Source organism: Flavobacterium sp. LC2016-12, from assembly GCF_015351595.1.
GTDB lineage: Bacteria > Bacteroidota > Bacteroidia > Flavobacteriales > Flavobacteriaceae > Flavobacterium.
Window position 1 is genome coordinate 62,447 of sequence record NZ_JADKPT010000002.1, and the last position, 22,723, is coordinate 85,169.

Here is a 22,723-nt window from a genome sequence, read left to right on the forward strand (position 1 = left end):
CAAATGAAGAAACTACTTATCGTTTTACTGGCGATACTCCCCGTTTTATTATTTTCTCAAAATACAAAAGTTTCAGGAATCATAAAAGATAATACAAACAGAGGCATCGAAAGTGCTTCTGTTGTTATTATGGATAGTAATGACAACACTTTATCATATTGCTTTACCAATGAAAATGGTTACTACGAATTGGAAATTGACCAGCCAAAAGACAAATCAATAATTATTGAAATTTCAAGTTTAGGATTTACCAAAGAAAGAAGCACCATACTAATTGAAAACAAAACGAGTATCCAACACTCCATTACTTTAGAATCCAAAGAAGAAAACCTTAAAGAAGTAGTGATCGAATCCTATAAAAAAATAAAAAGAGATCAAGATACCACCACTATAAAAGTTTCTTCCTTCCTAAATAATACTGAGCAAACAGTCGAAGATGTCCTAAAAAAACTACCCGGAATTGAAGTCCAAAAGGATGGTTCTATAAAAGCACATGGTAAATCAATTGACAAATTACTCATTGAAGGAGAAGACTTATTTGATAAAAACTATAAATTACTATCCAAAAACTTAGATGGCAAAGTATTAGATGCAGTGCAAATTATCGATGCATTTGAGGACAACCCCATCTTAAAAAAAATGAATAATTCAGACAAAGTCGCCCTGAATTTGAAACTAAAAAAAGACAAACAAAATATTTGGTTTGGAAATATTACTGCCGGTGCCGGAATAGTTTCAGAAAATCGCTGGAAAGAGGGCATAAACCTTGGTCTTCTAAAAAAGAAAATAAAGCTTTTTTATCTTGCCGATTATAATAATTCCGGAGAAAAAGCAAGTTCATTAATCCAAGATGCAATTATAAGTTCCAGCGTTTTTGGAGAAGATAGAATTGAAAAGGCTGCAAAAAAACAATATACTATCAATAGTAATGAAAACAGCTCTTTTAGTAAATCACAAAGCATTTTTAACAAAGCATTTTTCAATTCATTAAGCTTTACTTCAAAAATAAAACCTTCGTTAACCATTCGAGGAGTTGGCTATTTTACTAATGATAATCAAATTCAGAATTCCATTTCTGAAACGATTTATAATGTTGGCGAAACTCCGATAATTAATAATGAAGCTAATGCTTATATCAGCAAAAAATCGCTTTCTTCAGGTGAAATAGAATTGAAATACTTAGGTAACGACGACAATTATCTTACCAATCTTTTTATTTACAAAAACAACCCAAACACCATAAATTCTAATTTACTATTTAATAATGCAGTTATAAATCAGAGTTCAAATAATAAAAATCAAACTTTTTACAATCATTTCAATCACACGTACAGCATAACAAACAGAACTATACTGCATAATTATTTCTATTTTGGAAATGATAATTTGAATGAGAAAAACAATCTAAAATCTCCATTTCTAAATGAATTTTTACAAACAAATCCCAACGCATTAATTAAACAAAATACAGATAATAAAAACCAATATTTTGGAATAAAAAACAAATTGATTTCAAAATATAGAACCTTAGAAACAGCACTAACTTTTCAATATGAAAAAAGCAACGAATCTATTTTCTCTAATTTTTTTATTGACCAAAACAATAATACAGACTATGAAGTTAATACTAAATTAAAGCAGTCTTTCTTTTCTTTGGATGGGGCAGTTCGATACAATTTTAGCGTAAAAGCAAATTTTACAGCCAATTTAAAATACATTCAAAACAATTTTAGAAGAAATAATTTTGAGAAAAACTACTCTCTTCTAAATCCAAATTTCACTTTTAAACTAGAAAAAACAAGTATAGGAAATTTTAGTATTTCTTATGCTAAAAATAATTCATTTCCAGAAATTAATTTCCTTACAACTGACTATCTTCTTACAGATTATAGAACTTTTACGAAAGGAATCATAACTGTCGATTTCTTACAAAATAAAATTATTTCATTTTCTCATGCCTTTTACAACGACGAAAAAAGATTTTCAATCGACACTAATTTATCGTACATCAAATCGAAAAAGACACTCAATAGCGAAAATGAAATAACTGAGAATTTCAACTTTCAAAATTACATTATCACAGAAGGTGGCGAAAGCTTTAATGGTAATTTTAGTCTTGTTAACTATTTTAGAAAATTAAAATGGGCAACGAAATTAGAAACACGCCAAAACTGGAGCAACAATCCAACAAAAGTAAACAGTCAGGAATTTTCTAATTTAAAAAGTTATAATAGTCTATATACTTTTTCGGCAACCACTTATTATAACATTCCTGTCAATTTTGACTTTGGGTTTAACTATAACTATTATCAAACAAACTTCAACAGCATCATTACGTCTAATGAAACAAAAGATGCTTTCATCAATTGCAATTATAAAATTTCAAAAACATGGCTGGCTGAATTTAATAGTACTTTTTATGAAATGAATTCCAAAAATTACACTTTCATTAATCTCATAGTTAATTGTACGCCAGAAAAAAGCAGATTCTCTTATAGATTGTTATTTAATAATATTTCAAATCAAAATGAATTTACACTGGTAACATTAGACAATTATACTTCTTACAAATCAACGATAAGACTTGTTCCAAGATATTTATTAGCAACCGTAAAGTATCGATTTTAAAACTTCATTTTCCCTTTTCTTTCCTAAATTTTCATAAAAATACACTTCTTGGATGTCGTAGTATTTGAATTAAAATTGAACTTACCAATATCCATTCTAAATTGATTTTTTAGGCTTTAAAATCATATTAATTGACAACTTCTTAAATCCTAAAAGAGAATCCAAAACTAACAATTATTACTATTTTTATTCATTTTGTTACATTTTTTAAAAGAAAATACTGCATTTTGTATTGATTTTGAGATAAATTTGCAAACTATTAAAATTAAAAGCAATTCAATCAAAATTAACGAGAAAAAGAAAAACAAAACCAATTTATCTTTCATTTTCCGGCCAAAATTAAACGTATAAATACGAATAGCAATTTGTATTTTAGTTTGGGTATCGTATATAATGAAATATTGAAATTGACCACTTTGTATCTTTTTTTACTTTTGTTTTGCTATTATCAGAAGATTGCTGTGATTATAGAAATTACAATTAAAAAAAATAAAAAATGAGTAAGACATTATTTGACAAAGTATGGGATTCACATGTAGTGCGTAAAATTGAAGATGGACCAGATGTGTTTTTTATTGACCGTCATTTCATTCATGAAGTTACGAGTCCTGTTGCTTTTTTAGGATTAAAAGCCAGAGGCGTTAAGGTTCTTTACCCAGAGCGTACTTTTGCAACTGCAGATCACAATACACCAACCATAAACCAACATTTACCAGTTGAAGATGCACTATCTGCAAATCAGCTTAAAGCGCTTGAAGATAATGCTGCTGAATATGGAATTTCGCACTGGGGATTAGGTCACATTAAAAATGGAATTGTACACGTAGTTGGTCCTGAAAACGGAATTACTTTGCCAGGTGCTACTATTGTTTGTGGAGATTCTCACACTTCTACTCACGGTGCTTTTGGAGCTATTGCTTTTGGTATCGGAACTTCTGAGGTTGAGATGGTGCTTTCTACACAATGTATTATGCAGCCTAAACCAAAGAAAATGCGTATCAACGTAAACGGTCAATTGAGCAAAGGTGTCGGTCCAAAAGATGTTGCACTTTATATTATTGCACAATTAACTACTTCTGGAGGTACAGGTTATTTTGTTGAATACGCTGGAGATGTTTTTGAAAACATGACAATGGAAGGACGTATGACCGTTTGTAACTTAAGTATCGAAATGGGTGCCCGTGGAGGTATGATCGCTCCTGACCAAACCACTTTTGATTTCCTTGAAGGAAGATTATATGCTCCAAAAGGCGAAGCCTGGACTAAAGCTGTTGAATACTGGAAAACACTTAAAACGGATGCCGATGCTGTTTTTGATGCTGAATTAAACATCAAAGCTTCAGACATTGAACCAATGATTACTTATGGTACTAACCCTGGAATGGGAATTGGTATCTCAAAACATATTCCAAACGCTAACCAAGTTGAAGGTGGTGAGGAAACTTACAAGAAATCACTTGCTTACATGGGCTTCCACGAAGATGACGTGATGATTGGAAAACCAATTGATTATGTTTTCTTAGGAAGTTGTACAAACGGACGTATTGAAGATTTTAGAGCTTTCGCGGAAATTGTAAAAGGAAGAAAAAAAGCAGATAATGTTACCGCTTGGTTAGTTCCGGGTTCTCACGTTGTTGAGGCTCAAATTAAGGAAGAAGGTATTTTAGATATTTTAACTGAAGCTGGTTTTGTATTACGTCAGCCAGGATGTTCAGCTTGTTTAGCAATGAACGATGATAAAGTTCCAGCTGGAAAATATGCGGTGAGTACATCAAACAGAAACTTTGAAGGTCGTCAAGGTCCTGGTTCAAGAACATTATTAGCGAGTCCAATTATGGCTGCCGCTGCTGCTGTTACAGGGAAATTGACAGATCCAAGAGAGCTGTTCTAGTCAATGGCAATAACAATTTCAAAAAATCAATAAAATTGCTTTTAGGTTTAACATAGATTCTCATTTTCAGAAAATCTAAAATCTAAAATCCAAAAATCTAAAATTAAATGGCATACGATAAATTTAATATACTTACCAGCAGTGCAGTGCCACTGCCAATTGAGAACGTAGATACAGATCAAATCATTCCGGCTCGTTTCTTAAAAGCTACAAAACGTGAAGGTTTTGGAGATAATCTTTTCAGAGACTGGAGATATAACGGAGATGATTCTCCAAAAGCTGACTTCGTTTTAAACGATTCAACTTATAGCGGAAAAATTCTGGTTGGAGGAAAAAACTTCGGTTCAGGATCTTCAAGAGAACACGCTGCATGGGCAGTTTACGATTACGGTTTTAGAGCGGTAGTTTCAAGTTTCTTTGCTGATATCTTTAAAGGAAACTGTTTAAATATTGGTGTTTTGCCAGTTCAGGTTAGCCCTGAATTTGCTGATACAATTTTTAAAGCAATCGAAGCTGATCCTAATACCCAATTAGAAATCAACTTACCAAACCAAACGATTACTTTATTGGCAACAGGTCAATCAGAGTCTTTTGCAATTAACGGTTACAAAAAGAACAACATGATCAATGGTTTTGATGACATTGATTATTTACAAAATATTAAGGAAGATATTGTGGCTTTCGCCGATAAGCTTCCTTACTAAACACAACCAACTTAAATGCAGTTACGTAAGTTTCAATTCTATAGTTGGGCTTTGTAACTGCTTTTGATTTTAATTTTTGAATCAGAAACTCTTTCTAAAAAATGAATGACAACAACATTGTATTGCCAAAATTTTATTCGGAAATCAAAACTGATTCTGAAAAAATTGCGTTTTCAATGCCGTCTGATTTACAAACAGGAAGTTTTCTTCGAACATTAACAGCAACAAAAAAAGACGGTCGCTTTTTAGAATTAGGAACCGGAACCGGATTATCACTTGCGTGGATGATTGAAGGAATGAGCGAAAATTCAAACTTAATTTCAATTGATAATTCAGCAGAATACCAAGACATTGCAAAAAAATATTTTCAGAAATCAAATGTTTCATTCGTTTGTGAAGATGCGGAACAATGGATTTTGAATTATACAGATTCAAAATTTGATTTGATTTTTGCTGATGCATGGCCTGGGAAATATGTCGTTTTAGACGAAACTCTAAACTTATTGAATTCAGGCGGTATCTATTTAATAGATGATATGCTTCCTCAAAAAAACTGGCCAGTAAATCATGACAAAAATGTTGAAAAACTGATTCAGGATTTAGAAAACAGAACGGACATTCAATTAACAAAAATGTGTTGGTCTACCGGATTAATTCTGATAACCAAAATATAAATATTAAGATTACTCATGCTTTAAAAGCAAACAATATTATAATGGAAAAAAGAAAAATTGAAATAATGGATACGACGCTTCGTGATGGTGAACAAACCTCAGGAGTATCATTTTCTGCTGCAGAAAAATTAACCATTGCACAATTATTGTTGGAGGAATTAAATATTGATAGAATCGAAATTGCTTCAGCTCGCGTAAGTGAAGGAGAATTTCAAGCCGTAAAAGGCATTACAACCTGGGCTGAAGAACGGGGATATATTAATCGTATTGAAGTTCTTTCTTTTGTAGACGGTGGAGTTTCGATTGAATGGATGAAAAAAGCAGGCGCTAAAGTGCAAAATTTATTAACCAAAGGTTCAATGAATCACTTAACGCATCAATTAAAAAAAACTCCGGAACAACACTTTTCTGAAATTGCACAAATCATCGCTTTAGCGAAAGAAAATAATATTGAAACCAATGTTTACCTGGAAGATTGGAGCAACGGAATGCGAAATTCTCCTGAATATGTTTTTCAGTTTCTGGATTTTTTAGCTACTCAGCCTGTAAAAAGAATTTTATTACCCGATACTTTGGGCGTTTTAATTCCGTCCCTGACTTTCGAATTTCTTTCAAAAATCAGAGCAAAATATCCAACAATTCATTTTGATTTTCACGCACACAACGATTATGATTTAAGCGTTGCCAATGTTATGGAAGCGATAAAAGCAGGCATAAATGGACTTCACGTAACCGTAAACGGAATGGGCGAACGAGCAGGAAATGCGCCACTGGAAAGTACTGTTGCTGTTATAAATGACTATTTACCGGAAGTTAGCATCAATATTAAGGAGACTTCCTTATATACTGTAAGCAAGCTTGTTGAAACTTTTACCGGATATAGAATTCCTGCCAACAAACCAATTGTTGGTGATAATGTTTTCACGCAAACTGCCGGAATTCACGCTGACGGTGACAATAAAAACAATTTATACTTTAATGATTTACTTCCGGAACGCTTTGGAAGAAAACGAAAATACGCTTTAGGAAAAACATCTGGAAAAGCCAATATTGAGAAAAATCTTCAGGAATTAGGTTTGAAATTAAATCAGGAAGATTTAAAATTAGTTACCCAAAGAATCATCGAATTAGGTGATAAAAAAGAAACGGTTACCAAAGAAGATTTGCCATACATTATTTCTGATGTTTTGGACAGTCATACTTACGAAGAAAAGATAAAAATTGAGTCCTATATATTGGTTCACTCAAAAGGAATGCGTCCATCAACAACTTTATGCTTGAAATTCGGCGATGAAATCATCGAAGAAAATGCACAAGGCGATGGCCAGTTTGATGCTTTTATGAATGCTTTAGCTAAAATCTACAAAAGCAAAAAACTAACGCTCCCAAAATTGATTGATTATGCAGTGCGAATTCCACCAGGAAGTAGTTCTGACGCTTTATGTGAAACAATCATCACCTGGGTAAACAACGAAAAAGAATTTAAAACAAGAGGCTTAGATTCAGATCAAACGGTTGCAGCAATTATTGCGACACAAAAGATGTTGAATGTAATTGCTTAGAAAAGGAACAAAGGTTCAAAGTTACAGAGAAACAAAGGCTTTCTCTCTTTATCTTTTTAAACTTTGAACCTTTGAGCCTTTGCCACTTTGAACCTTAATAACAAACAAAATACTAAAAATAATGAAATTTAACATAGCCCTTTTAGCCGGTGACGGAATCGGACCGGAAGTAATCAATGAAGCTGTAAAAGTATCTGATGCTATTGCAAAAAAATTCAATCACGAAATAACCTGGACGCCAGCGCTTACCGGAGCTTGTGCAATTGATGCCGTTGGAGTTCCTTATCCTGATGAAACGCATGAAATTTGTATGAAAGCTGATGCTGTTTTGTTTGGGGCAATTGGTCACCCAAAATACGATAACGATCCAAGCGCACCAGTTCGTCCGGAGCAGGGATTATTATTGATGCGTAAAAAATTAGGGTTGTTCGCTAACGTACGCCCAACTTTTACTTTTCCATCTTTAATTGACAATTCTCCTTTAAAAAGAGAAAGAATCGAAGGAACTGATTTGGTTTTCTTAAGAGAATTAACTGGCGGAATCTACTTTGGAGAAAAAGGAAGAAAAGACAACGGAGAAACTGCTTTTGATAACTGTGTTTACACAAGAGCTGAAGTTCAGCGTTTAGCTAAAAAAGGTTTTGAATTAGCAATGACAAGAAGTAAAAAATTGTGTTGTGTTGATAAAGCAAACGTTTTGGAAACTTCACGTTTATGGAGAGAAACTGTTCAGGCAATGGAAAAAGATTATCCGGAAGTTACTGTTTCTTATGAGTTCGTTGATGCTGTTGCAATGCGTTTGGTTCAATGGCCAAACTCTTATGATGTATTGATTACTGAAAACTTATTCGGAGATATTTTAACAGACGAAGCTTCTGTAATTTCAGGTTCTATGGGATTAATGCCTTCTGCTTCTGTTGGAGAGCATACTTCACTATACGAACCAATCCACGGATCTTACCCTCAGGCAACAGGATTGAATATTGCTAACCCATTAGCGACTATTTTATCTGCAGCGATGATGTTCGAAGATGCTTTCGGATTAAAAGACGAAGCTGAAGCAATTAGAACGGTTGTAAACAAATCATTAGAGCAAGGGATTGTTACTGAAGATTTAGCTGCAAAAGGAACTAAAGCATACAAAACCAGCGAAGTTGGAGATTGGCTTGTTGCTAACTTATAGTTTGTTTTTGTTTCAGGTTTCAGGTTTCAAGTTTACTGGAACGTGAAACCTGAAACCTGAAACTTGAAACATTTAAACAAAAAAAAGGGATCAACTTTCGTTGATCCCTTTTATATATTTAGAAAAAAATATTAATATCCTCCTCTACCACCACGGTCATTTCCACCACGGTTGTTTCCTCCACCATAACCTCCGCGTGAATCTCCACCACGGCTGTTATTGTTAAAGCTTCTTCTTTCACCTTCAGGTTTCGGTTCAGATTTATTAACAACAATTGCACGACCTTGAACAGTAGCTCCGTTCAATTCATCAATTGCTTTTTGAGCTTCAGCATCGTTTGGCATCTCAACAAAACCAAAACCTTTGCTTCTTCCTGTAAATTTATCAGTAATGATTTTAACTGAATCTACTGCTCCGTAAGCCTCGAAAGACTCTCTTAAATCTGCTTCCTCAATACTGAATGGAAGGCTTCCAACAAAAATGTTCATATGTACTTATTTATAATAATGTAGCAAATGTAATCTTATTTTTCTCTAATCTACTATATATTAGTTTATTTATGTTTTTATTTTGATTTAAAAAAGCAGAAACCACTAAAATCAATCTATCGCAAATTAAAAATTAATTTACTACGAAGTTACTAGTCGGCGAAACAGGAACTTTATAAAAAACACCTTCTGTAAAAGTAACTTTAGGGTTCTCAGCATCAGTTTCATCCTTATTAAGAGCGGTAAATTTAAATGTTCCTGAAATTGTATTTGTCTCACTATTAAATTCTGTAACTACAATCTGACCATTGCCTTTATTTTCACCTGTACTAAATTCCTCCAGTTGTCCGGGAAAAGTATTTGAATAAGATGCCATTGCAACATCATCTATTCCAAGAACATATGTTTGCACTTCAGAAGATGGTATTTGTAAAATCACTTTTTCATAACCTAGAGTTCCTTCAATAACAATGTTTTCATTTGTTGCTGAATTTGCTACATACCCATTAGATTTCCAAAAAACGTTGTCTTTTAAGCCCTGAAAGGCCGGATTATTGAATTTTATATCCTCGGTACAAGATGAGAGGATAAAAAGAAGTGATAAAAAATAAAAGATTTTTTTCATATAGAATGAATTTGCTGCAAAAGTACCTTATTTGAAATAAATATTTAAAAAAGGGGTCCTAAAACCGTCTAAAAATGATAAAAATTCACCTTAAATATATTTAATACTGTTTGGAACGCATAATTCATAAAAAAATTATATCTTTGCGCCCTTAATTAACAGAGGTCGAGTACCTCAAAATTTAATCATAAGATTATGTCAGTAAAAATTAGATTACAAAGACACGGTAAAAAAGGAAAACCTTTTTACTGGGTTGTAGCTGCAGATGCACGCTCAAAAAGAGATGGTAAATACTTAGAAAAAATCGGTACTTACAATCCAAACACTAACCCTGCAACTGTTGAATTAAACCTTGACAGCGCTGTAAAATGGTTACACAATGGTGCACAACCAACTGATACTGCTAGAGCAATTCTTTCTTACAAAGGTGCTTTATTGAAACACCACCTTGATGGAGGTATTCGTAAAGGTGCTTTAACTCAAGAGCAAGCTGATGCTAAATTAGCTGCCTGGTTAGAAGCTAAAGCTGGAAAAGTTGATGCTAAAAAAGACGGTTTAACAAAAGCGCAAGCTGATGCTAAAGCTAAAGCTTTTAAAGCAGAACAAGAAGTTAACGCTAAACGTTTAGCTGCTGCAGCTCAGGCTGAAGCTGACGCTATCGCTGCTGCAACTCCTGCAGTTGAAGAAGAAGTTGCTGAAGTAGAAGCAGAAACTGCTACTGAAGAAGCTCCTGCTGCTGAAGAAAATAACGAAACAACTGAAGCATAATTTTAGCTAGCGAGAATGCGTAAAGAAGAATGTTTTTATTTAGGTAAAATCGCTAAAAAATTTAGTTTCAAAGGTGAAGTTCTGGCTTATTTAGACACGGATGAACCTGAGTTATACGAAAATCTGGAATCAGTGTTTGTTGAATGCAACAAACACTTGGTTCCTTTTTTTATTGAAAAAAGTTCTTTACACAAAAACGATTTTCTTAGAATTCGTTTTGAAGATATGAATACCGAAGAAGATGCAGATGCTATTATGGGCAATGCTATTTATCTTCCTTTAAGTATGTTGCCAAAACTTTCCGGCAACAAATTTTATTTCCACGAAGTTATTGGTTTTGAAATCGAAGACCAGCGTTTAGGCGTTTTTGGAAAAATCGTTGCTGTAAACGATACTACAGCACAACCTCTTTTTGAAGTTTTAAATGGCGAAGTCGAAATGTTAATTCCGATGATCGATCATTTCCTGGTTAAAATTGACCGCGAGAATAAAAAAGTCATTATGAACTTGCCTGAAGGGCTTGTGGAAATGTACCTTTAAAAAAGTGATCAGTTTACAGTTTTAAGTATTCAGTTTTCTTCTGAATCAAAAATCTTTAATCTACAATTATAACAGATATGTTCCAATTCAAACAGTTTTCAATTAATCAAGATCGCTGTGCTATGAAAGTCGGAACTGATGGTGTTTTACTTGGTGCCTGGGCTCCAGTAAGCCACAATCCTTTTAGTATATTAGATGTTGGTGCAGGAACAGGAATTATCGCTTTGATGCTTGCCCAGCGAACTCATGCGGAACAAATTGATGCTCTTGAAATTGACGAAGAGGCTTATGAACAAGCGGTCGATAATTTTGAAAACTCGCCTTGGGGAGATCGTTTATTTTGTTTTCATGCCGGCTTAGATGAATTTATTGAAGAGCCTGAAGACGAATATGATTTGATTGTTTCGAATCCGCCTTTTTATGCGGAAGATTATAAAACCGAAAATGAACAGCGTGATTTAGCCCGCTTTCAGGATGCAATGCCTTTTGAAGAGCTGGTAGAAGCAGCCGATTTATTACTTTCCGAACATGGAATATTCGCTTTAATTATTCCTTTCAAAGAAGAAGAAAAATTTATCGCTTTGGCAAAAGAATCCGAATTATATCCGATCAAAATTACGCGTGTAAAGGGAACTCCAAAATCTGAAATCAAGCGCAGTTTATTGGCTTTTAGTCGAAATGAAACCAATGAAATTGAAATCGATAAATTAATTATCGAAATTGACAGACACGTTTACACTCCTGAATATATTGAATTGACAAAGGAGTTTTATTTGAAGATGTAAAAAGCATCTTTGTCAAAGTTTGAAACTTTGACAAAGACTACATAATCTTTACTTCCCGTTTTTAGCAAACAAAATTGCTCGATCCAAAACCTCATCTTTACCTTGCTGGATACCCAAAATCGTAGGCTTCACTTCGATATCGGGAACGATACCAATGCGTTGGGTTTCTTTTTTATTTGGATAAAAAACCCCATAACAAGTAAATGTTGTGTAAAAACCTTTAATGATTGAAAATCCATATTTCCCACCGTCAGCACCGCCGGTTTGGCTTCCTATTACTTTTACCTTTGGAGCAGTTTGTAAACTCATAGCATTCATTTCAGCATGGCTTACTGCTTTTTCATCAAGCAAAACAATTACTTTACCTTTGTAGTAATCTGGATTGTTTTTGCCACATTTTTCGATTCCTTCTCTCCAATAATAACGTCCAGGATAATTTATATCGGGATCTAAAAATTTAGCAAACTCTTTAGGTTCCGGATTAAGCCATTCTGAAATAGTGAACATAACATCGTGCGGACGCATTCTATTATCAAAAATAATCGCGCTAGTATTATTAAGGGCTTTAATTAAATCGGGAACATCTTTTTCTTCAACCTCACCATAATTAACATAACCAATATTTCCTTCCAAAATTTTCCATTTTTCCTGCTCCGGAAACTGAATCTTTAAATCTTGGTATTTATAGCGATTTATGGATTTAATCGCCGTTTTTCCTTCACGGATAAATTCAATTTCAACTGATGGTGTTTTTCCATTAAAAATTGTCCAATATGCATTTCTTAAAACAGATGGTTCATTTGATCCTTCAACATATTTCCCATTTTCTTTTAAAAGTTCAGCAATAGTTTTTCCGTCAACTTTTATAATTACATCACCTATTTTTAAATCACTTACTTTTGCTAATGAATCGTTTTTTAAACTAATGACAACTGCTTTTTCGTCAATAATTTTGACATCCGCAGGTATAAATTTATCTCCAAAATAATCAAATAATTGAGACATTTGAGTTGATGCATGCGTATCATTAAGCTTTATAGAAATCTCACGCATTGCCAAAACAAAATCTTTCTCAGATTCCGGCGCATAAAATCTTGGAAGCATATTAATTAATACTTTATCCCAATTTTCATCCATTTGATATTTGTACGGAAAAAAGTATTCTATATAATTCCAATATCTAAACAATGCCAGAAGACGCAAATTTTTATCTGTCCATTTAAAATCGGCATACTTTATTTCGTTGTTAAACTGCAAAGGTATATTTCCTGTATTCAATTCGTAATCAACATAAAGCTGCTTACCCTGAATTCTATTTTCTTCAATAAATTTTAATTTTTTCGAAAGAGATTTCGAGAATAAATCATTTTTTGAAAACCATGACAAATCAAAGTTTTTATCAAAATATTCCTTTTTTAAAGTTGGTGTCGAAATTTTATAAGCTTTTACTTCACCAAAAGAAGTTATCCAATTTTCGATTACCAACGAAAAAGCTTCGGCAGTTTGTGCTTCCTCTACTTTTGGCAAAATTTGAAACAATTGTTCGTCCCAATTTTTACTTCCGTCAGTAACATTTGGATGGTAATATTTTAGAAAACCCCAAACTTTGCAGGTTGCTGCTAGTTTTTGAGTTTCGGTAATGGGTTTTGAAAATGCATTTTGAAATAATAATACAAGGACAAGAAGCAGTGTCTTCTTCATAAGAAAAAAGTGGTTAGGTTAATTATTTAGTCTTTGGGTTAATTTTAAACTTGTTCAAATATACTCTTAAATTGATATAAAATTCTTTCAATTAATCGTAAATCTTCAGTAACAATTTCAGCACTTCCTTTCATTTCCTGCTGAAATACAATTTGCTTATTATAAGAAGTCTGTAATCCGTTTGGAAGCGCAACATCCAAAAGCAGGTTTCCATCTTTATCCGGAACGAGAGAAATATTCTGAATTTTGCCTTTTAGTACACCAAATTCCCTGTCCGGAAAATTGGCCAATCTGATATTCACTTTTTGACCTACTTTTATTTTACCTGAATTCAGTGCCGGAGCCTTTACCTTTCCGATGAAACCATTCTTTGCATCAGGAATAATAGAAAAAACATTATCTCCCACATTTATAGTCTGATTTTCATTCCAGACCTGCAAAAAAGTAACCACACCGCTGATTGATGATTTTAGTGTATAAGCCAGTTCCCAATCTTTTATCACTTTTTTAAGCTGATAAAAGGACTGCGCCATATTACGACCAAGGTTAACTTCTTCTTTAGTGCCACTTATCTGCGAATTCCGACTCAATTTTGTATTATCTATCAATGAGGACCTCAATTCAGAAATCGATGTTAATAAGCCCTTATAATTCTTTTGCGCCTGAAGATAGCCCAGTTTTTTAGCTTCCATTTCCTGCGCTGAGATAATTCCTTTATTAAACAGCGTTTCAAAACGGGCAATTTCATTTTTCTGAAGCTGTAATTCACTTTCATTAAGTACTTTTTGCTGTTGCAAAATATCCAATCTTTCCTTAATCTGAATCTTTTCAGAAATTTGTGCTCTGTTTTCGACTTCAAAAGGCTGTAAATTTTCATTTAATTTGTCAGCCTCATAATCCTTCTGAAAAACAGCAAAAGCACTTTCAATTTCTCCTAATTGACTATTTTTTAAAACAGCAAACGGAAATGCTTTTTTTGAATCGTTGACATTATAATTTTCAACTATGCTTTTTAATAAAAAAACATCTTTATAATTTGCCGTGTTTTCTATAATTGCCAGTGTAGTACCCTTTGATACTAAAGCTTTATTTTTCACCAAAATAACTTCAATTCTACCCGATGATTTTGATACAATTTTCTCAGGCGGAATATTAGTCGTAATTACAATCTCTGTGTTTACAACATCTGGATATTTTATAAACCATGAAACAAAAAAGAGCATAAAAATAATGGCGAATATCAAAACAGTTCCCCAGCGGATCATCCAATGTGGTACCTTCGTGAGAATGTCCTGAACTTCTTCACTTCTTAATTCGAATGTATCTTCAGCCATAATTAATTTCCTAACTGTAATTGATTTTTAACCAACTCAAAATAATTTCCTTTTTGTTCTACCAATGCTGAATGGTTTCCAATTTCAATGATCTTTCCTTTATCTAAAACCACAATCTGATCAGCATTCATTACCGTACTCAATCGATGGGCAATTACGATAACTGTTTTGTCCTTGAAAAACACATCGAGTTTTTGCATAATTGCTTTTTCATTATTAGCATCCAAAGCTGATGTTGCCTCATCAAAAAACAGTATTTCCGGATTTTTGTAAACTGCTCTGGCAATGAGTAGGCGTTGTTTTTGTCCACTACTCATTCCCACTCCTTCCGCTCCAATTTTTGTATTGTATCCCAATGGCAAACCACTGATGTATTCTTTTATATTGGCCACATCTGCTGCGTATACCAACCGTTCTTTATCAATTTTATCAACTCCAAAAGCAATATTATTGGCGATCGTATCACTAAAAATAAAACCTTCCTGCATCACGGCGCCAATATTCGATCGCCAGGCCTTTTGTGAAATATTTTTTAGCTGGGCATTTCCAATATTTATTTCCCCTTTTTCGGGCTCGTAAAACTTAAGAAGTAATTTCATCAACGTAGTTTTACCACTTCCGCTCACGCCTACAATCGCTGTTACTTTATTAGCCGGAATTGTCAAATTCAAATCATTCAAAACAGGAATATCTGACCCCAAATAGCGATAAGAAACGTTTTTTAAGGTAAGATCACAATCAACCGGAACTTCATTTGTCTGATGCATTTCCTGTTGTATTTCATCTTCTTTTTCATGAATTTCAGATAACCTTGCTAATGATATTTTGGCATCCTGTAATTCCCGGACAAATTCTATAAGTTGTGTTATTGGTCCGTTTAAGCTTCCTACGATGGAACTTATTGCCAGCATCATTCCGAGTGTAATTGACCCATCGATAACCAATTTAGCCGAAAGAAATATGATGAAAATGTTTTTTAATTCATTAATAAAAGAAGAGCCGATGGTTTGGGTTTGTTCTAAAACCAATCCTTTTATTGAAACCCTGAAAAGTCGTGCCTGCACATATTCCCAACCCCAGCGTTTTTGTTTTTCGGCATTATGTAGTTTTATTTCCTGCATGCCATTTATAAGCTCCATCACCTTGCTTTGTTCCTGAGATACCTCTGCAAAGCGTTTGTAGTCTAAAATTTCTCTCCTTTTCAAAAACAAAGTAATCCATCCAAAATACAATAAACTTCCAATAAAAAACACGAGGAATATCTTCAGGTTAAAATAGGCCAGAACTGCACCCAAAACGACCATATTAATCGTTGAAAAAAGAACATTCAAAGAGGAAGTAGTCAGAATTCTCTCAATACGTCGATGATCATTAATCCGCTGCATAATATCACTTGTCATTCGGACATCAAAAAAAGAAATGGGCAAATTCATCAGCTTAATAAAGAAATCTGAAATAAGCGAAATATTGATTCGGGTAGAAAGATGAAGCAATATCCAGCTTCTGATCAATTCTAAACCTGTTTTACCCGCAAAAAGAAATAATTGCGCAAAAAGAATTAAATAAATGAAACGAAGATTTTGGTTCTGTATACCAACATCAACGATACTTTGGGTTAAAAATGGCGAAATAAGCATTAATAAACTACTAGCAACCAAACCAATACTTAACTGCGTGAGAAATGATTTATACCGCAATACATATTGTGACAACAATTTAAAACCTAATCCTTTATTTTCTTCCTTATCAAAGTCAGACTGAAAGAATTTTGGTGCTGCTTCCATCAACAATGCAATCCCTTCTTTTGTCTCATTATCGGCATTATTTCCAATCCAGAATTTTATAAAATCTTCTTTATTGTACTCAATGAGTCCAAAACCCGGATCTGAAATATAATATGTATTTCTCCTGATTTTATAGAGAACGACATAATGGTTTTTATTCCAATGCAAAATACATGGCAAAGGCGCCTCTTCTAATCTTTCTAAATTTAATTTTACCCCTAAAGTCCTAAAGCCAATTTTCTCTGCGGCATCGCTTAAAAAAAGCAAATTACTCCCCTCGCGAGTTGTTTCACTAATGTCTCGCAAATCCTGAATATTGATTGTTTTACCATAATGTTTTGCAATAATTTTTAAACATGTTGGCCCACAATCTTTAATATCAGCTTGTTTAAAATGGGTAAATTTTTTCAATTTCTATTTTATTTTTTTCAGTAGCAATTTAACATTATATTTTTTGATTTAATAGTAAAAAAAAACAGAGAAGAAATAAATCTACTCTGTTAAGTATCTAAAAAATAAAAAATTAGCGATACAACTTTTTCTCTAGGACATGGCACTGGCTAACCCTAACCAAATAAAATTAACACAGCGACCAATTTCCTGAGAATCCCGACACCAATCATCAATGTTGGGATATTTGCTCAATGTTCCACGATCGAGCGCCTACAAATTCAAAAAAAAACATGACTAAATTTCTGATAAGGCTTTATATTGTATACTTGCAAAAAAAATTAAATTAACAGCAAAGGCGACTTGTATCGCAAATACCCGGCATTTTATCTACGGGGCAAGGTTCGCCAACTGGCACTAAAACACATCCCGCTTCTATCGCATAAATCCAACATTCAGGAATTCCTCCTTTTATTGTTTTTTGCTCACTTTTACTTATATGCTGAGCATTTTTCAGATTTAAAATTTTCTTTAACATATACGTTATGTTTTAATTTTTAATCAATTTAATTGCCACAACTCTCTCCGATCAGAATATGATGTACAATCTTCTTCATTAATCCAGGCCTCGCATCTTGGAGATGCTTCTTTTACATTATTAGCAATGATCATTTTTTGCTCATTTGCTGTTAATTCCTGAGTTCCTTCAAGGTTTAAAATATTCTTTAACATAAGTTCTAAGTTTTTAGACTTCAATCTTTTTAAGACATTTGAAGATTCTGTCTGATTTTCACCTGTTAGGCGATTTTTTCGAGAATTTCCATATCTTCTACATAATCATTTAGAAAATATTTCAGCTCGTTCAGCTCATATTCGTTCGGGAATAATCTTTCATTTACAATTTTAACCGGTGTATAATTAAAATTATTTTTCGAACACCATTCATATTGTTTATTAATCTCCTGATTAATCATCATGCTTACTGATTCGACATGCCATTTTTTAAGCCATTTTTTAAGACTCATTTTTTTAATATGCCAGTCTGAAATAGCTTCTACCGTTTTTCCTGGTGTCGATCTGTTTATTGTCAAAAGTCTTTCTACAACTGCTTTATAAGGATTATCGGTATTCTCTGGGTTGATATTAAACAAAACCTTTAAAAATATTCTATCCGGAAATTTCAATACCAAATCGAATGCTTCCTGAAATGTGGTGTTACATAGACCACAACTTGGACTTATAATTACAGATAGTTTTACTGCTGCATTTCTGTTACCAAAATTCAAACCTCTTAAATCATCAAATCCATTTGTATTTATAACTTTTCGAGACAGGAAGTTTAATAATGAATAATTCCTTTTGAATTTTTTCAGTTCTTTAAGTGAGTTATCACTTTTCAGCATGCTTTTTATCATTGGTTTTGCAATAAGCCACATTGGTACAAGAAGAGCCAAAGAAAACAAAAATGGAAACATACTCTCAAACGCAAAAGTCAATGTAAAAAAGTCTGATCCAAACCATATTGCACTTTGCATAAAAATTAAGAACGAAACTACCAGACACATTACACACCATTTTTGAATCTCAAATTTCTGAATCCAAATAGACGATACTATAACAGGAATAGCCAGTAAACTTAAAAACCCGATAAATATTGCCGAATCAAAAGGCTTTACTAAAATTGCAATCAAACTTGAACCGAAAAAAATCAGTGGCAAATCTGAAAAATTAATCAATCTGTTTTCAGTTCCTTCATTAGCATTAATTACAGAATTACATGAAGAATTAGAACTCAGATTACAAAATTTCGAAATCATAGTATTTTTAAAACCTAACTTCTCCTGTACAATAAGTATGCTAACGATAAGACCTAATATAGATGTTGTTAAAAAAGCAAGACTAAACAAACTATATGTATTATAAAAAAACGACAAGCCCATTAAAAGAAAAAGAGGCAGAGAATATTTTAACCAATTATATTCTACTTTTAAATTTTCTCTTGCAATTACATTATTTGGTTCGATCGCTACAATTACGCCATTCCAGTCTAAAAGGAATTTTTCGTAAGCCATTTTATGCGGTCCTTTTTTCTCTGTTGTAACACGTACATCATTTTTGGCCTTTTCTACTAATATAAGTTCGTCCTGAAAATAAGCTAAGAAGTTTGCTGGCAAATCTACTATTTGTTCTTTCGGAACTCTTATTGCGGCGTTCTCTATTGATAAAAGATCTAACGAATCTGTTATCGCAAATAAACTTGGATAATTTGGATGAGAAAGAAACAAATCCTTAAACTCATTTTTTATCTCTGAGTATCTATTTATTTGTAGAAATTTTTGGACAAGTTTTAACATCTTTTCGGATCGTTTAAAATCATAATTACACTACAAAGATTAGTGTTTTTATCCAAAAAAAAACGTTACAGGCACACATTTTATCAATTATACTACATACAATTTATAAATTATATCAGCCTTAATCAAACATTTAAATTATTGATTTACAATTAACTAACCCTTAAAGTCTTTTCAAAAAATTCTCAAAACCGCATTCTCGATCAAGCGTTTTCCTTTTTACCTAGTTTTGATATGTAATAATTCTAATACACAATATCATGGCAAATATGAAATTAAAATTCGAAGATTTTGAAGCAGAAAAATTATCTACAAACCAACAAAAAATGGTTAGAGGAGGAGATGGAGAAGAAGCACCTACACCACCAATAGTGGTTGATCCTGGAAAAGATGGCAGAGGGGGACTTAGTTAATAAATGTCCTATTTAGAGCTAAAACTCTAAAACAACATAATCAATGTAAATTCTACTAAAATAATATTGCAAATTACACCAGAATACTCTAGCGTAATTTGCAATATTATTTTGTAAAAACACTTGTATCAGCATTTCATAAAAATAAACTCTTGTTTTACGGAGATAATTCCACCAACAGACTGATTCTTATTTTTTATTATTTTTCGAAACATCAGAAATTAATGCAATCATCTTTTTATAGGATTTCTTTTTATCTCTTATGTTTTTAATGAGCAAAAAGACAATCCCAACAAACAAAATCACATAAAACACATTTAGCATGCTATTCAAAAAGGCATCTTTTTTATATTTTTTCTCAATAGAAAGCATTTCGGCTGTAAGATTGTCTTCTCCCTGTTTATAATTTACCTTTAATCTTTCTTCATTTAATTTTCCCTCCAATTTATCTAAAAGATTCAGATAAATTCTAGAATGCTTATGAGCAAGTTCAGGCATATTCAGCTTATTGTAAATTCTTGCCTGATAGTAATTAGATCTTAAATAAGAGATTTCATTTGAATGGTGTAAAACCTGAAGTGAATCCGTTTTTTTTAAAAAAGGCAATGCTTTGTAGTATTGTCCATTTGATTGAAAAAGATCCCCTAGATTATAATAAGCAGAGCTTAATAAATCAAACTGTTTATTTTTTAGGGCCAGATTTACAACCTCAAAATATATTCTCTCTGCACTTTTGTAATCTTTTCTCCAACTCGCAATATTTCCTAAACTTAATCTTGAAGTTGCTTCGGTATAAGGAAAGTTTCCAGAATATTCTATTGCCTTTTTATAAAAATATTCAGAAGAATCTAACAGTTTCATTCTTCGTTTATCTATAAAATACGATTCATAAGCACTTCCTAAACCAAGATATACATTACTCCTCCTACTTAAAAGTTCTGCACTAGTAAACAGATTTTCATTTTTATCTAAAAAGTCAATAATTTCTCGGTCGTTTTTGATTGCTAATTGGTAATTCCCAACAGATTCATTGAGCAATGCGATATTGGCCTTGAATTTTACAATCTGGCTAATATCTCCTATTTGCGAAGAAACTTTAATTCCTGATTGAAATATTTCTAAGGCAGCAGCATGATTTCCTCTGTACCATTCTGTTAATCCTCCATAATTGTAAACGTCAGCTGTAACACGTTTTTTTTCTTTAGACTCAGGTACTTTAGCTAAATAACCAAGTGCCAACTTGTATTTTTCTTTAGATTTATGTGTTTCACCTTTTAATTGCAATAAACTACTCATTGCGCCATTTGCAAAAGCTAAATGTTCATAATTGCTGGATTTTGCCATTTGCTCAGCATAGACTAGAGAACGATCAACTGAGGAGTTAAAGTAAAGACGGATTTTATCTTTCAAAGTTTCATAATCGTCCTCAATCAATGCATTTTTCTGTTGAGAAAATGTAGCAGTAAAGACAAAAAAGAACAGGAAACAGTAAATTCGCTTCATAAAATTTATTTTGAGAATTAACCTTCTATTTTATTACTCAATTCCACCTTTTCCGTTTTAGATTTCGCAATTAAGACATCCATATTTTTCAAGGCTTTATTTTTTGCCCTTACATTTCTTATCAAAAGAAATGATATCCCTAAAAATAAAAGCACACAAAACACAGTAAGAACCCTGTTCAAAAAAAGATCTTTTTTATATTTTTTTTCAATAGAAAGCATATCAGCAGTTAAATCATTATTGCCCTGCTTATAATTTACCTCCAGAGCTTCCTTGCTTATTTTAGCTTCGTATTTCTCATAATTGTCCAAATAAATCTTAGAGTGTTTATAAGCTAAATCTGATTGTTTAAGAATAGTATAAATTTTTGCCTGATAAAAATTAGATTTCAAATAATCAATAGTATTGTTTTTTGTTATGGCTGCAAGTGATTCACATTTTTTAAAGTAGACCAATGCTTTATCATATTTTTTAATTGTATGATAAATATCTCCTAAATTATAATAAACCACGCACGAAACATCTTTTAGATCATTTTGTTGTGCCAAAAACAAGACATCATAATAAATCTTTTCGGCACTTTTATGATCAAGTTTCCAATTATAAACATTACCCAAACTTAACTCTGCCGATATTCTAGTGATTGAAGGATTCTGAGAATAATTGATAGTTTTTTTATAATAATATTCTGCAGAATCTAACAAATATTTTTTACTTACGTTTTTTATAAAGTAGCTTTCATAAGCTCTTCCTAAGCCATAATTATTATTACTTTTATAATTCAATAATTCATCCTTAGTAAAAACCTCTTCATTTTTAGCAACAAAATCATTAAGGTGTTTTAAGTGATTAATGGTTAATTGATAATTCCCAACTGCCTCATTAAGCAACGCAATATTAGCTTCAATCTTAACGATCTGTTTGACGTCATGTATTAGATTTGAAAATTTGAGACCTGTTTGATAATTTTCAAGCGCTTTACTATAATTTCCTCTTGTCCATTCTGCTATACCTCCATAATTATAGACATATGACTTCATTTGTATTTTATCATGGGATTCCGGCATTTTTTCCAGATAATAAAGTGCTTTTTTATATCTTTTTTGGGATTCTTTTGTATTGCCTTTAGTTTGAAAGAAAACAGCCATTGCGCCATTTGCAAAAGCTAAATGTTCATAATTGCTGGATTTTGCCATTTGTTCGGCATACATCATGGCACGATTGTCTGATGAATTAAAGTAGAGTCGGATTTTGTGCTTTAATGTTTCATAGTCATCCTCAATCAATGTGCTTTTCTGCTGAGCAAATGCTGGGTTGAAAACAAAGAAGAACAGCAAACAGATAATAAATCTTGTTGAAATTGTTTTTAAAAAGATTGGGGTAATAGAAAACATTA

Annotated in this window: 20 protein-coding genes; 10 read left to right on the plus strand and 10 right to left on the minus strand. The window is 32.5% G+C overall.

Annotation, left to right across the window (positions count from 1 at the left end; translation table 11 throughout):
* Nucleotides 1–3: 3 nt before the first annotated feature.
* The 6 genes from IRZ99_RS04740 to leuB all read left to right on the plus strand — a co-directional run bounded on the left by IRZ99_RS04740 (nt 4) and on the right by leuB (nt 8,642).
* Nucleotides 4–2,628, plus strand: a complete 2,625-nt coding sequence (locus IRZ99_RS04740; RefSeq protein ID WP_194656184.1) for a carboxypeptidase-like regulatory domain-containing protein — start codon at nt 4–6, stop codon at nt 2,626–2,628.
* A 496-nt stretch (nt 2,629–3,124) separates the two neighbouring features.
* Complete coding sequence (leuC, locus tag IRZ99_RS04745) at nt 3,125–4,519, plus strand: 3-isopropylmalate dehydratase large subunit (RefSeq protein ID WP_194656185.1); 1,395 nt, start codon at nt 3,125–3,127, stop codon at nt 4,517–4,519.
* Nucleotides 4,520–4,626: 107 nt separating this feature from the next.
* Nucleotides 4,627–5,223 carry a 3-isopropylmalate dehydratase small subunit gene (gene leuD, locus IRZ99_RS04750; protein WP_110835950.1) on the plus strand — a complete coding sequence of 199 codons (597 nt, stop codon included), beginning with the start codon at nt 4,627–4,629 and terminating at the stop codon, nt 5,221–5,223.
* 101 nt (nt 5,224–5,324) lie between these two features.
* A complete protein-coding gene (locus tag IRZ99_RS04755; protein ID WP_194656186.1) occupies nt 5,325–5,897 on the plus strand; it encodes an O-methyltransferase in 573 nt (190 codons plus the stop codon).
* A 41-nt stretch (nt 5,898–5,938) separates the two neighbouring features.
* Nucleotides 5,939–7,459 carry an alpha-isopropylmalate synthase regulatory domain-containing protein gene (locus IRZ99_RS04760; RefSeq protein ID WP_194656187.1) on the plus strand — a complete coding sequence of 507 codons (1,521 nt, stop codon included), beginning with the start codon at nt 5,939–5,941 and terminating at the stop codon, nt 7,457–7,459.
* Nucleotides 7,460–7,580: 121 nt separating this feature from the next.
* Nucleotides 7,581–8,642 carry a 3-isopropylmalate dehydrogenase gene (gene leuB, locus IRZ99_RS04765; RefSeq protein WP_194656188.1) on the plus strand — a complete coding sequence of 354 codons (1,062 nt, stop codon included), beginning with the start codon at nt 7,581–7,583 and terminating at the stop codon, nt 8,640–8,642.
* A gap of 131 nt (nt 8,643–8,773) precedes the next feature.
* On the opposite strand, the gene IRZ99_RS04770 is transcribed toward leuB, so the two are convergent.
* Both IRZ99_RS04770 and IRZ99_RS04775 read right to left on the minus strand, forming a co-directional pair.
* A complete protein-coding gene (locus tag IRZ99_RS04770) occupies nt 8,774–9,130 on the minus strand; it encodes an RNA-binding protein (RefSeq protein WP_072970243.1) in 357 nt (118 codons plus the stop codon).
* A gap of 133 nt (nt 9,131–9,263) precedes the next feature.
* Nucleotides 9,264–9,755, minus strand: coding sequence for a DUF6252 family protein (locus tag IRZ99_RS04775; RefSeq protein ID WP_194656189.1), 492 nt, complete (start codon nt 9,753–9,755; stop codon nt 9,264–9,266).
* Between the two features lie 195 nt (nt 9,756–9,950).
* Here IRZ99_RS04775 and IRZ99_RS04780 point away from each other — a divergent pair, with 195 nt between their 5' ends.
* The 3 genes from IRZ99_RS04780 to IRZ99_RS04790 all read left to right on the plus strand — a co-directional run bounded on the left by IRZ99_RS04780 (nt 9,951) and on the right by IRZ99_RS04790 (nt 11,848).
* Nucleotides 9,951–10,523, plus strand: a complete 573-nt coding sequence (locus IRZ99_RS04780; protein ID WP_194656190.1) for a 30S ribosomal protein S16 — start codon at nt 9,951–9,953, stop codon at nt 10,521–10,523.
* 15 nt (nt 10,524–10,538) lie between these two features.
* Nucleotides 10,539–11,063 carry a ribosome maturation factor RimM gene (gene rimM / locus IRZ99_RS04785; protein ID WP_026982649.1) on the plus strand — a complete coding sequence of 175 codons (525 nt, stop codon included), beginning with the start codon at nt 10,539–10,541 and terminating at the stop codon, nt 11,061–11,063.
* 77 nt (nt 11,064–11,140) lie between these two features.
* A complete protein-coding gene (locus IRZ99_RS04790) occupies nt 11,141–11,848 on the plus strand; it encodes a tRNA1(Val) (adenine(37)-N6)-methyltransferase (RefSeq protein ID WP_194656191.1) in 708 nt (235 codons plus the stop codon).
* 48 nt (nt 11,849–11,896) lie between these two features.
* On the opposite strand, the gene IRZ99_RS04795 is transcribed toward IRZ99_RS04790, so the two are convergent.
* The 6 genes from IRZ99_RS04795 to IRZ99_RS04820 form a co-directional block, all read right to left on the minus strand.
* Nucleotides 11,897–13,549, minus strand: coding sequence for a S41 family peptidase (locus IRZ99_RS04795; RefSeq protein ID WP_194656192.1), 1,653 nt, complete (start codon nt 13,547–13,549; stop codon nt 11,897–11,899).
* A gap of 44 nt (nt 13,550–13,593) precedes the next feature.
* Entirely contained in the window at nt 13,594–14,883 is a 1,290-nt protein-coding gene (locus tag IRZ99_RS04800) for an HlyD family secretion protein (RefSeq protein WP_194656193.1), read from the minus strand.
* 2 nt (nt 14,884–14,885) lie between these two features.
* Nucleotides 14,886–17,078, minus strand: a complete 2,193-nt coding sequence (locus IRZ99_RS04805) for a peptidase domain-containing ABC transporter (RefSeq protein ID WP_194656194.1) — start codon at nt 17,076–17,078, stop codon at nt 14,886–14,888.
* A gap of 325 nt (nt 17,079–17,403) precedes the next feature.
* Nucleotides 17,404–17,595: a hypothetical protein gene (locus IRZ99_RS04810; RefSeq protein WP_194656195.1), complete on the minus strand. Its 192-nt coding sequence runs from the start codon at nt 17,593–17,595 to the stop codon at nt 17,404–17,406.
* Between the two features lie 23 nt (nt 17,596–17,618).
* Nucleotides 17,619–17,789 (minus strand): hypothetical protein, encoded by a 171-nt coding sequence (locus IRZ99_RS04815; protein WP_194656196.1) that lies wholly within the window; start codon nt 17,787–17,789, stop codon nt 17,619–17,621.
* A gap of 65 nt (nt 17,790–17,854) precedes the next feature.
* Nucleotides 17,855–19,411, minus strand: a complete 1,557-nt coding sequence (locus IRZ99_RS04820) for a vitamin K epoxide reductase family protein (protein WP_194656197.1) — start codon at nt 19,409–19,411, stop codon at nt 17,855–17,857.
* A gap of 260 nt (nt 19,412–19,671) precedes the next feature.
* On the opposite strand from IRZ99_RS04820, the gene IRZ99_RS04825 reads away from it, so the two are divergent.
* Complete coding sequence (locus IRZ99_RS04825) at nt 19,672–19,824, plus strand: rSAM-modified peptide (protein ID WP_194656198.1); 153 nt, start codon at nt 19,672–19,674, stop codon at nt 19,822–19,824.
* A gap of 189 nt (nt 19,825–20,013) precedes the next feature.
* Here the strand turns inward: IRZ99_RS04825 and IRZ99_RS04830 are convergent, their stop codons facing one another.
* Nucleotides 20,014–21,327, minus strand: coding sequence for a tetratricopeptide repeat protein (locus IRZ99_RS04830; RefSeq protein WP_194656199.1), 1,314 nt, complete (start codon nt 21,325–21,327; stop codon nt 20,014–20,016).
* A gap of 17 nt (nt 21,328–21,344) precedes the next feature.
* A complete protein-coding gene (locus IRZ99_RS04835) occupies nt 21,345–22,721 on the minus strand; it encodes a lipopolysaccharide assembly protein LapB (protein ID WP_194656200.1) in 1,377 nt (458 codons plus the stop codon).
* Nucleotides 22,722–22,723: the final 2 nt, after the last annotated feature.

What these genes read in the sequence shown, in the direction of transcription:
- IRZ99_RS04740 (WP_194656184.1), top strand. Translation starts at nt 4, where the DNA reads ATGAAGAAACTACTTATCGTTTTACTGGCGATACTCCCCGTTTTATTA.
- leuC (WP_194656185.1), top strand. Translation starts at nt 3,125, where the DNA reads ATGAGTAAGACATTATTTGACAAAGTATGGGATTCACATGTAGTGCGT.
- leuD (WP_110835950.1), top strand. Translation starts at nt 4,627, where the DNA reads ATGGCATACGATAAATTTAATATACTTACCAGCAGTGCAGTGCCACTG.
- IRZ99_RS04755 (WP_194656186.1), top strand. Translation starts at nt 5,325, where the DNA reads ATGAATGACAACAACATTGTATTGCCAAAATTTTATTCGGAAATCAAA.
- IRZ99_RS04760 (WP_194656187.1), top strand. Translation starts at nt 5,939, where the DNA reads ATGGAAAAAAGAAAAATTGAAATAATGGATACGACGCTTCGTGATGGT.
- leuB (WP_194656188.1), top strand. Translation starts at nt 7,581, where the DNA reads ATGAAATTTAACATAGCCCTTTTAGCCGGTGACGGAATCGGACCGGAA.
- IRZ99_RS04770 (WP_072970243.1), bottom strand. Translation starts at nt 9,130, where the DNA reads ATGAACATTTTTGTTGGAAGCCTTCCATTCAGTATTGAGGAAGCAGAT.
- IRZ99_RS04775 (WP_194656189.1), bottom strand. Translation starts at nt 9,755, where the DNA reads ATGAAAAAAATCTTTTATTTTTTATCACTTCTTTTTATCCTCTCATCT.
- IRZ99_RS04780 (WP_194656190.1), top strand. Translation starts at nt 9,951, where the DNA reads ATGTCAGTAAAAATTAGATTACAAAGACACGGTAAAAAAGGAAAACCT.
- rimM (WP_026982649.1), top strand. Translation starts at nt 10,539, where the DNA reads ATGCGTAAAGAAGAATGTTTTTATTTAGGTAAAATCGCTAAAAAATTT.
- IRZ99_RS04790 (WP_194656191.1), top strand. Translation starts at nt 11,141, where the DNA reads ATGTTCCAATTCAAACAGTTTTCAATTAATCAAGATCGCTGTGCTATG.
- IRZ99_RS04795 (WP_194656192.1), bottom strand. Translation starts at nt 13,549, where the DNA reads ATGAAGAAGACACTGCTTCTTGTCCTTGTATTATTATTTCAAAATGCA.
- IRZ99_RS04800 (WP_194656193.1), bottom strand. Translation starts at nt 14,883, where the DNA reads ATGGCTGAAGATACATTCGAATTAAGAAGTGAAGAAGTTCAGGACATT.
- IRZ99_RS04810 (WP_194656195.1), bottom strand. Translation starts at nt 17,595, where the DNA reads ATGTTAAAGAAAATTTTAAATCTGAAAAATGCTCAGCATATAAGTAAA.
- IRZ99_RS04815 (WP_194656196.1), bottom strand. Translation starts at nt 17,789, where the DNA reads ATGTTAAAGAATATTTTAAACCTTGAAGGAACTCAGGAATTAACAGCA.
- IRZ99_RS04820 (WP_194656197.1), bottom strand. Translation starts at nt 19,411, where the DNA reads ATGTTAAAACTTGTCCAAAAATTTCTACAAATAAATAGATACTCAGAG.
- IRZ99_RS04825 (WP_194656198.1), top strand. Translation starts at nt 19,672, where the DNA reads ATGGCAAATATGAAATTAAAATTCGAAGATTTTGAAGCAGAAAAATTA.
- IRZ99_RS04830 (WP_194656199.1), bottom strand. Translation starts at nt 21,327, where the DNA reads ATGAAGCGAATTTACTGTTTCCTGTTCTTTTTTGTCTTTACTGCTACA.
- IRZ99_RS04835 (WP_194656200.1), bottom strand. Translation starts at nt 22,721, where the DNA reads ATGTTTTCTATTACCCCAATCTTTTTAAAAACAATTTCAACAAGATTT.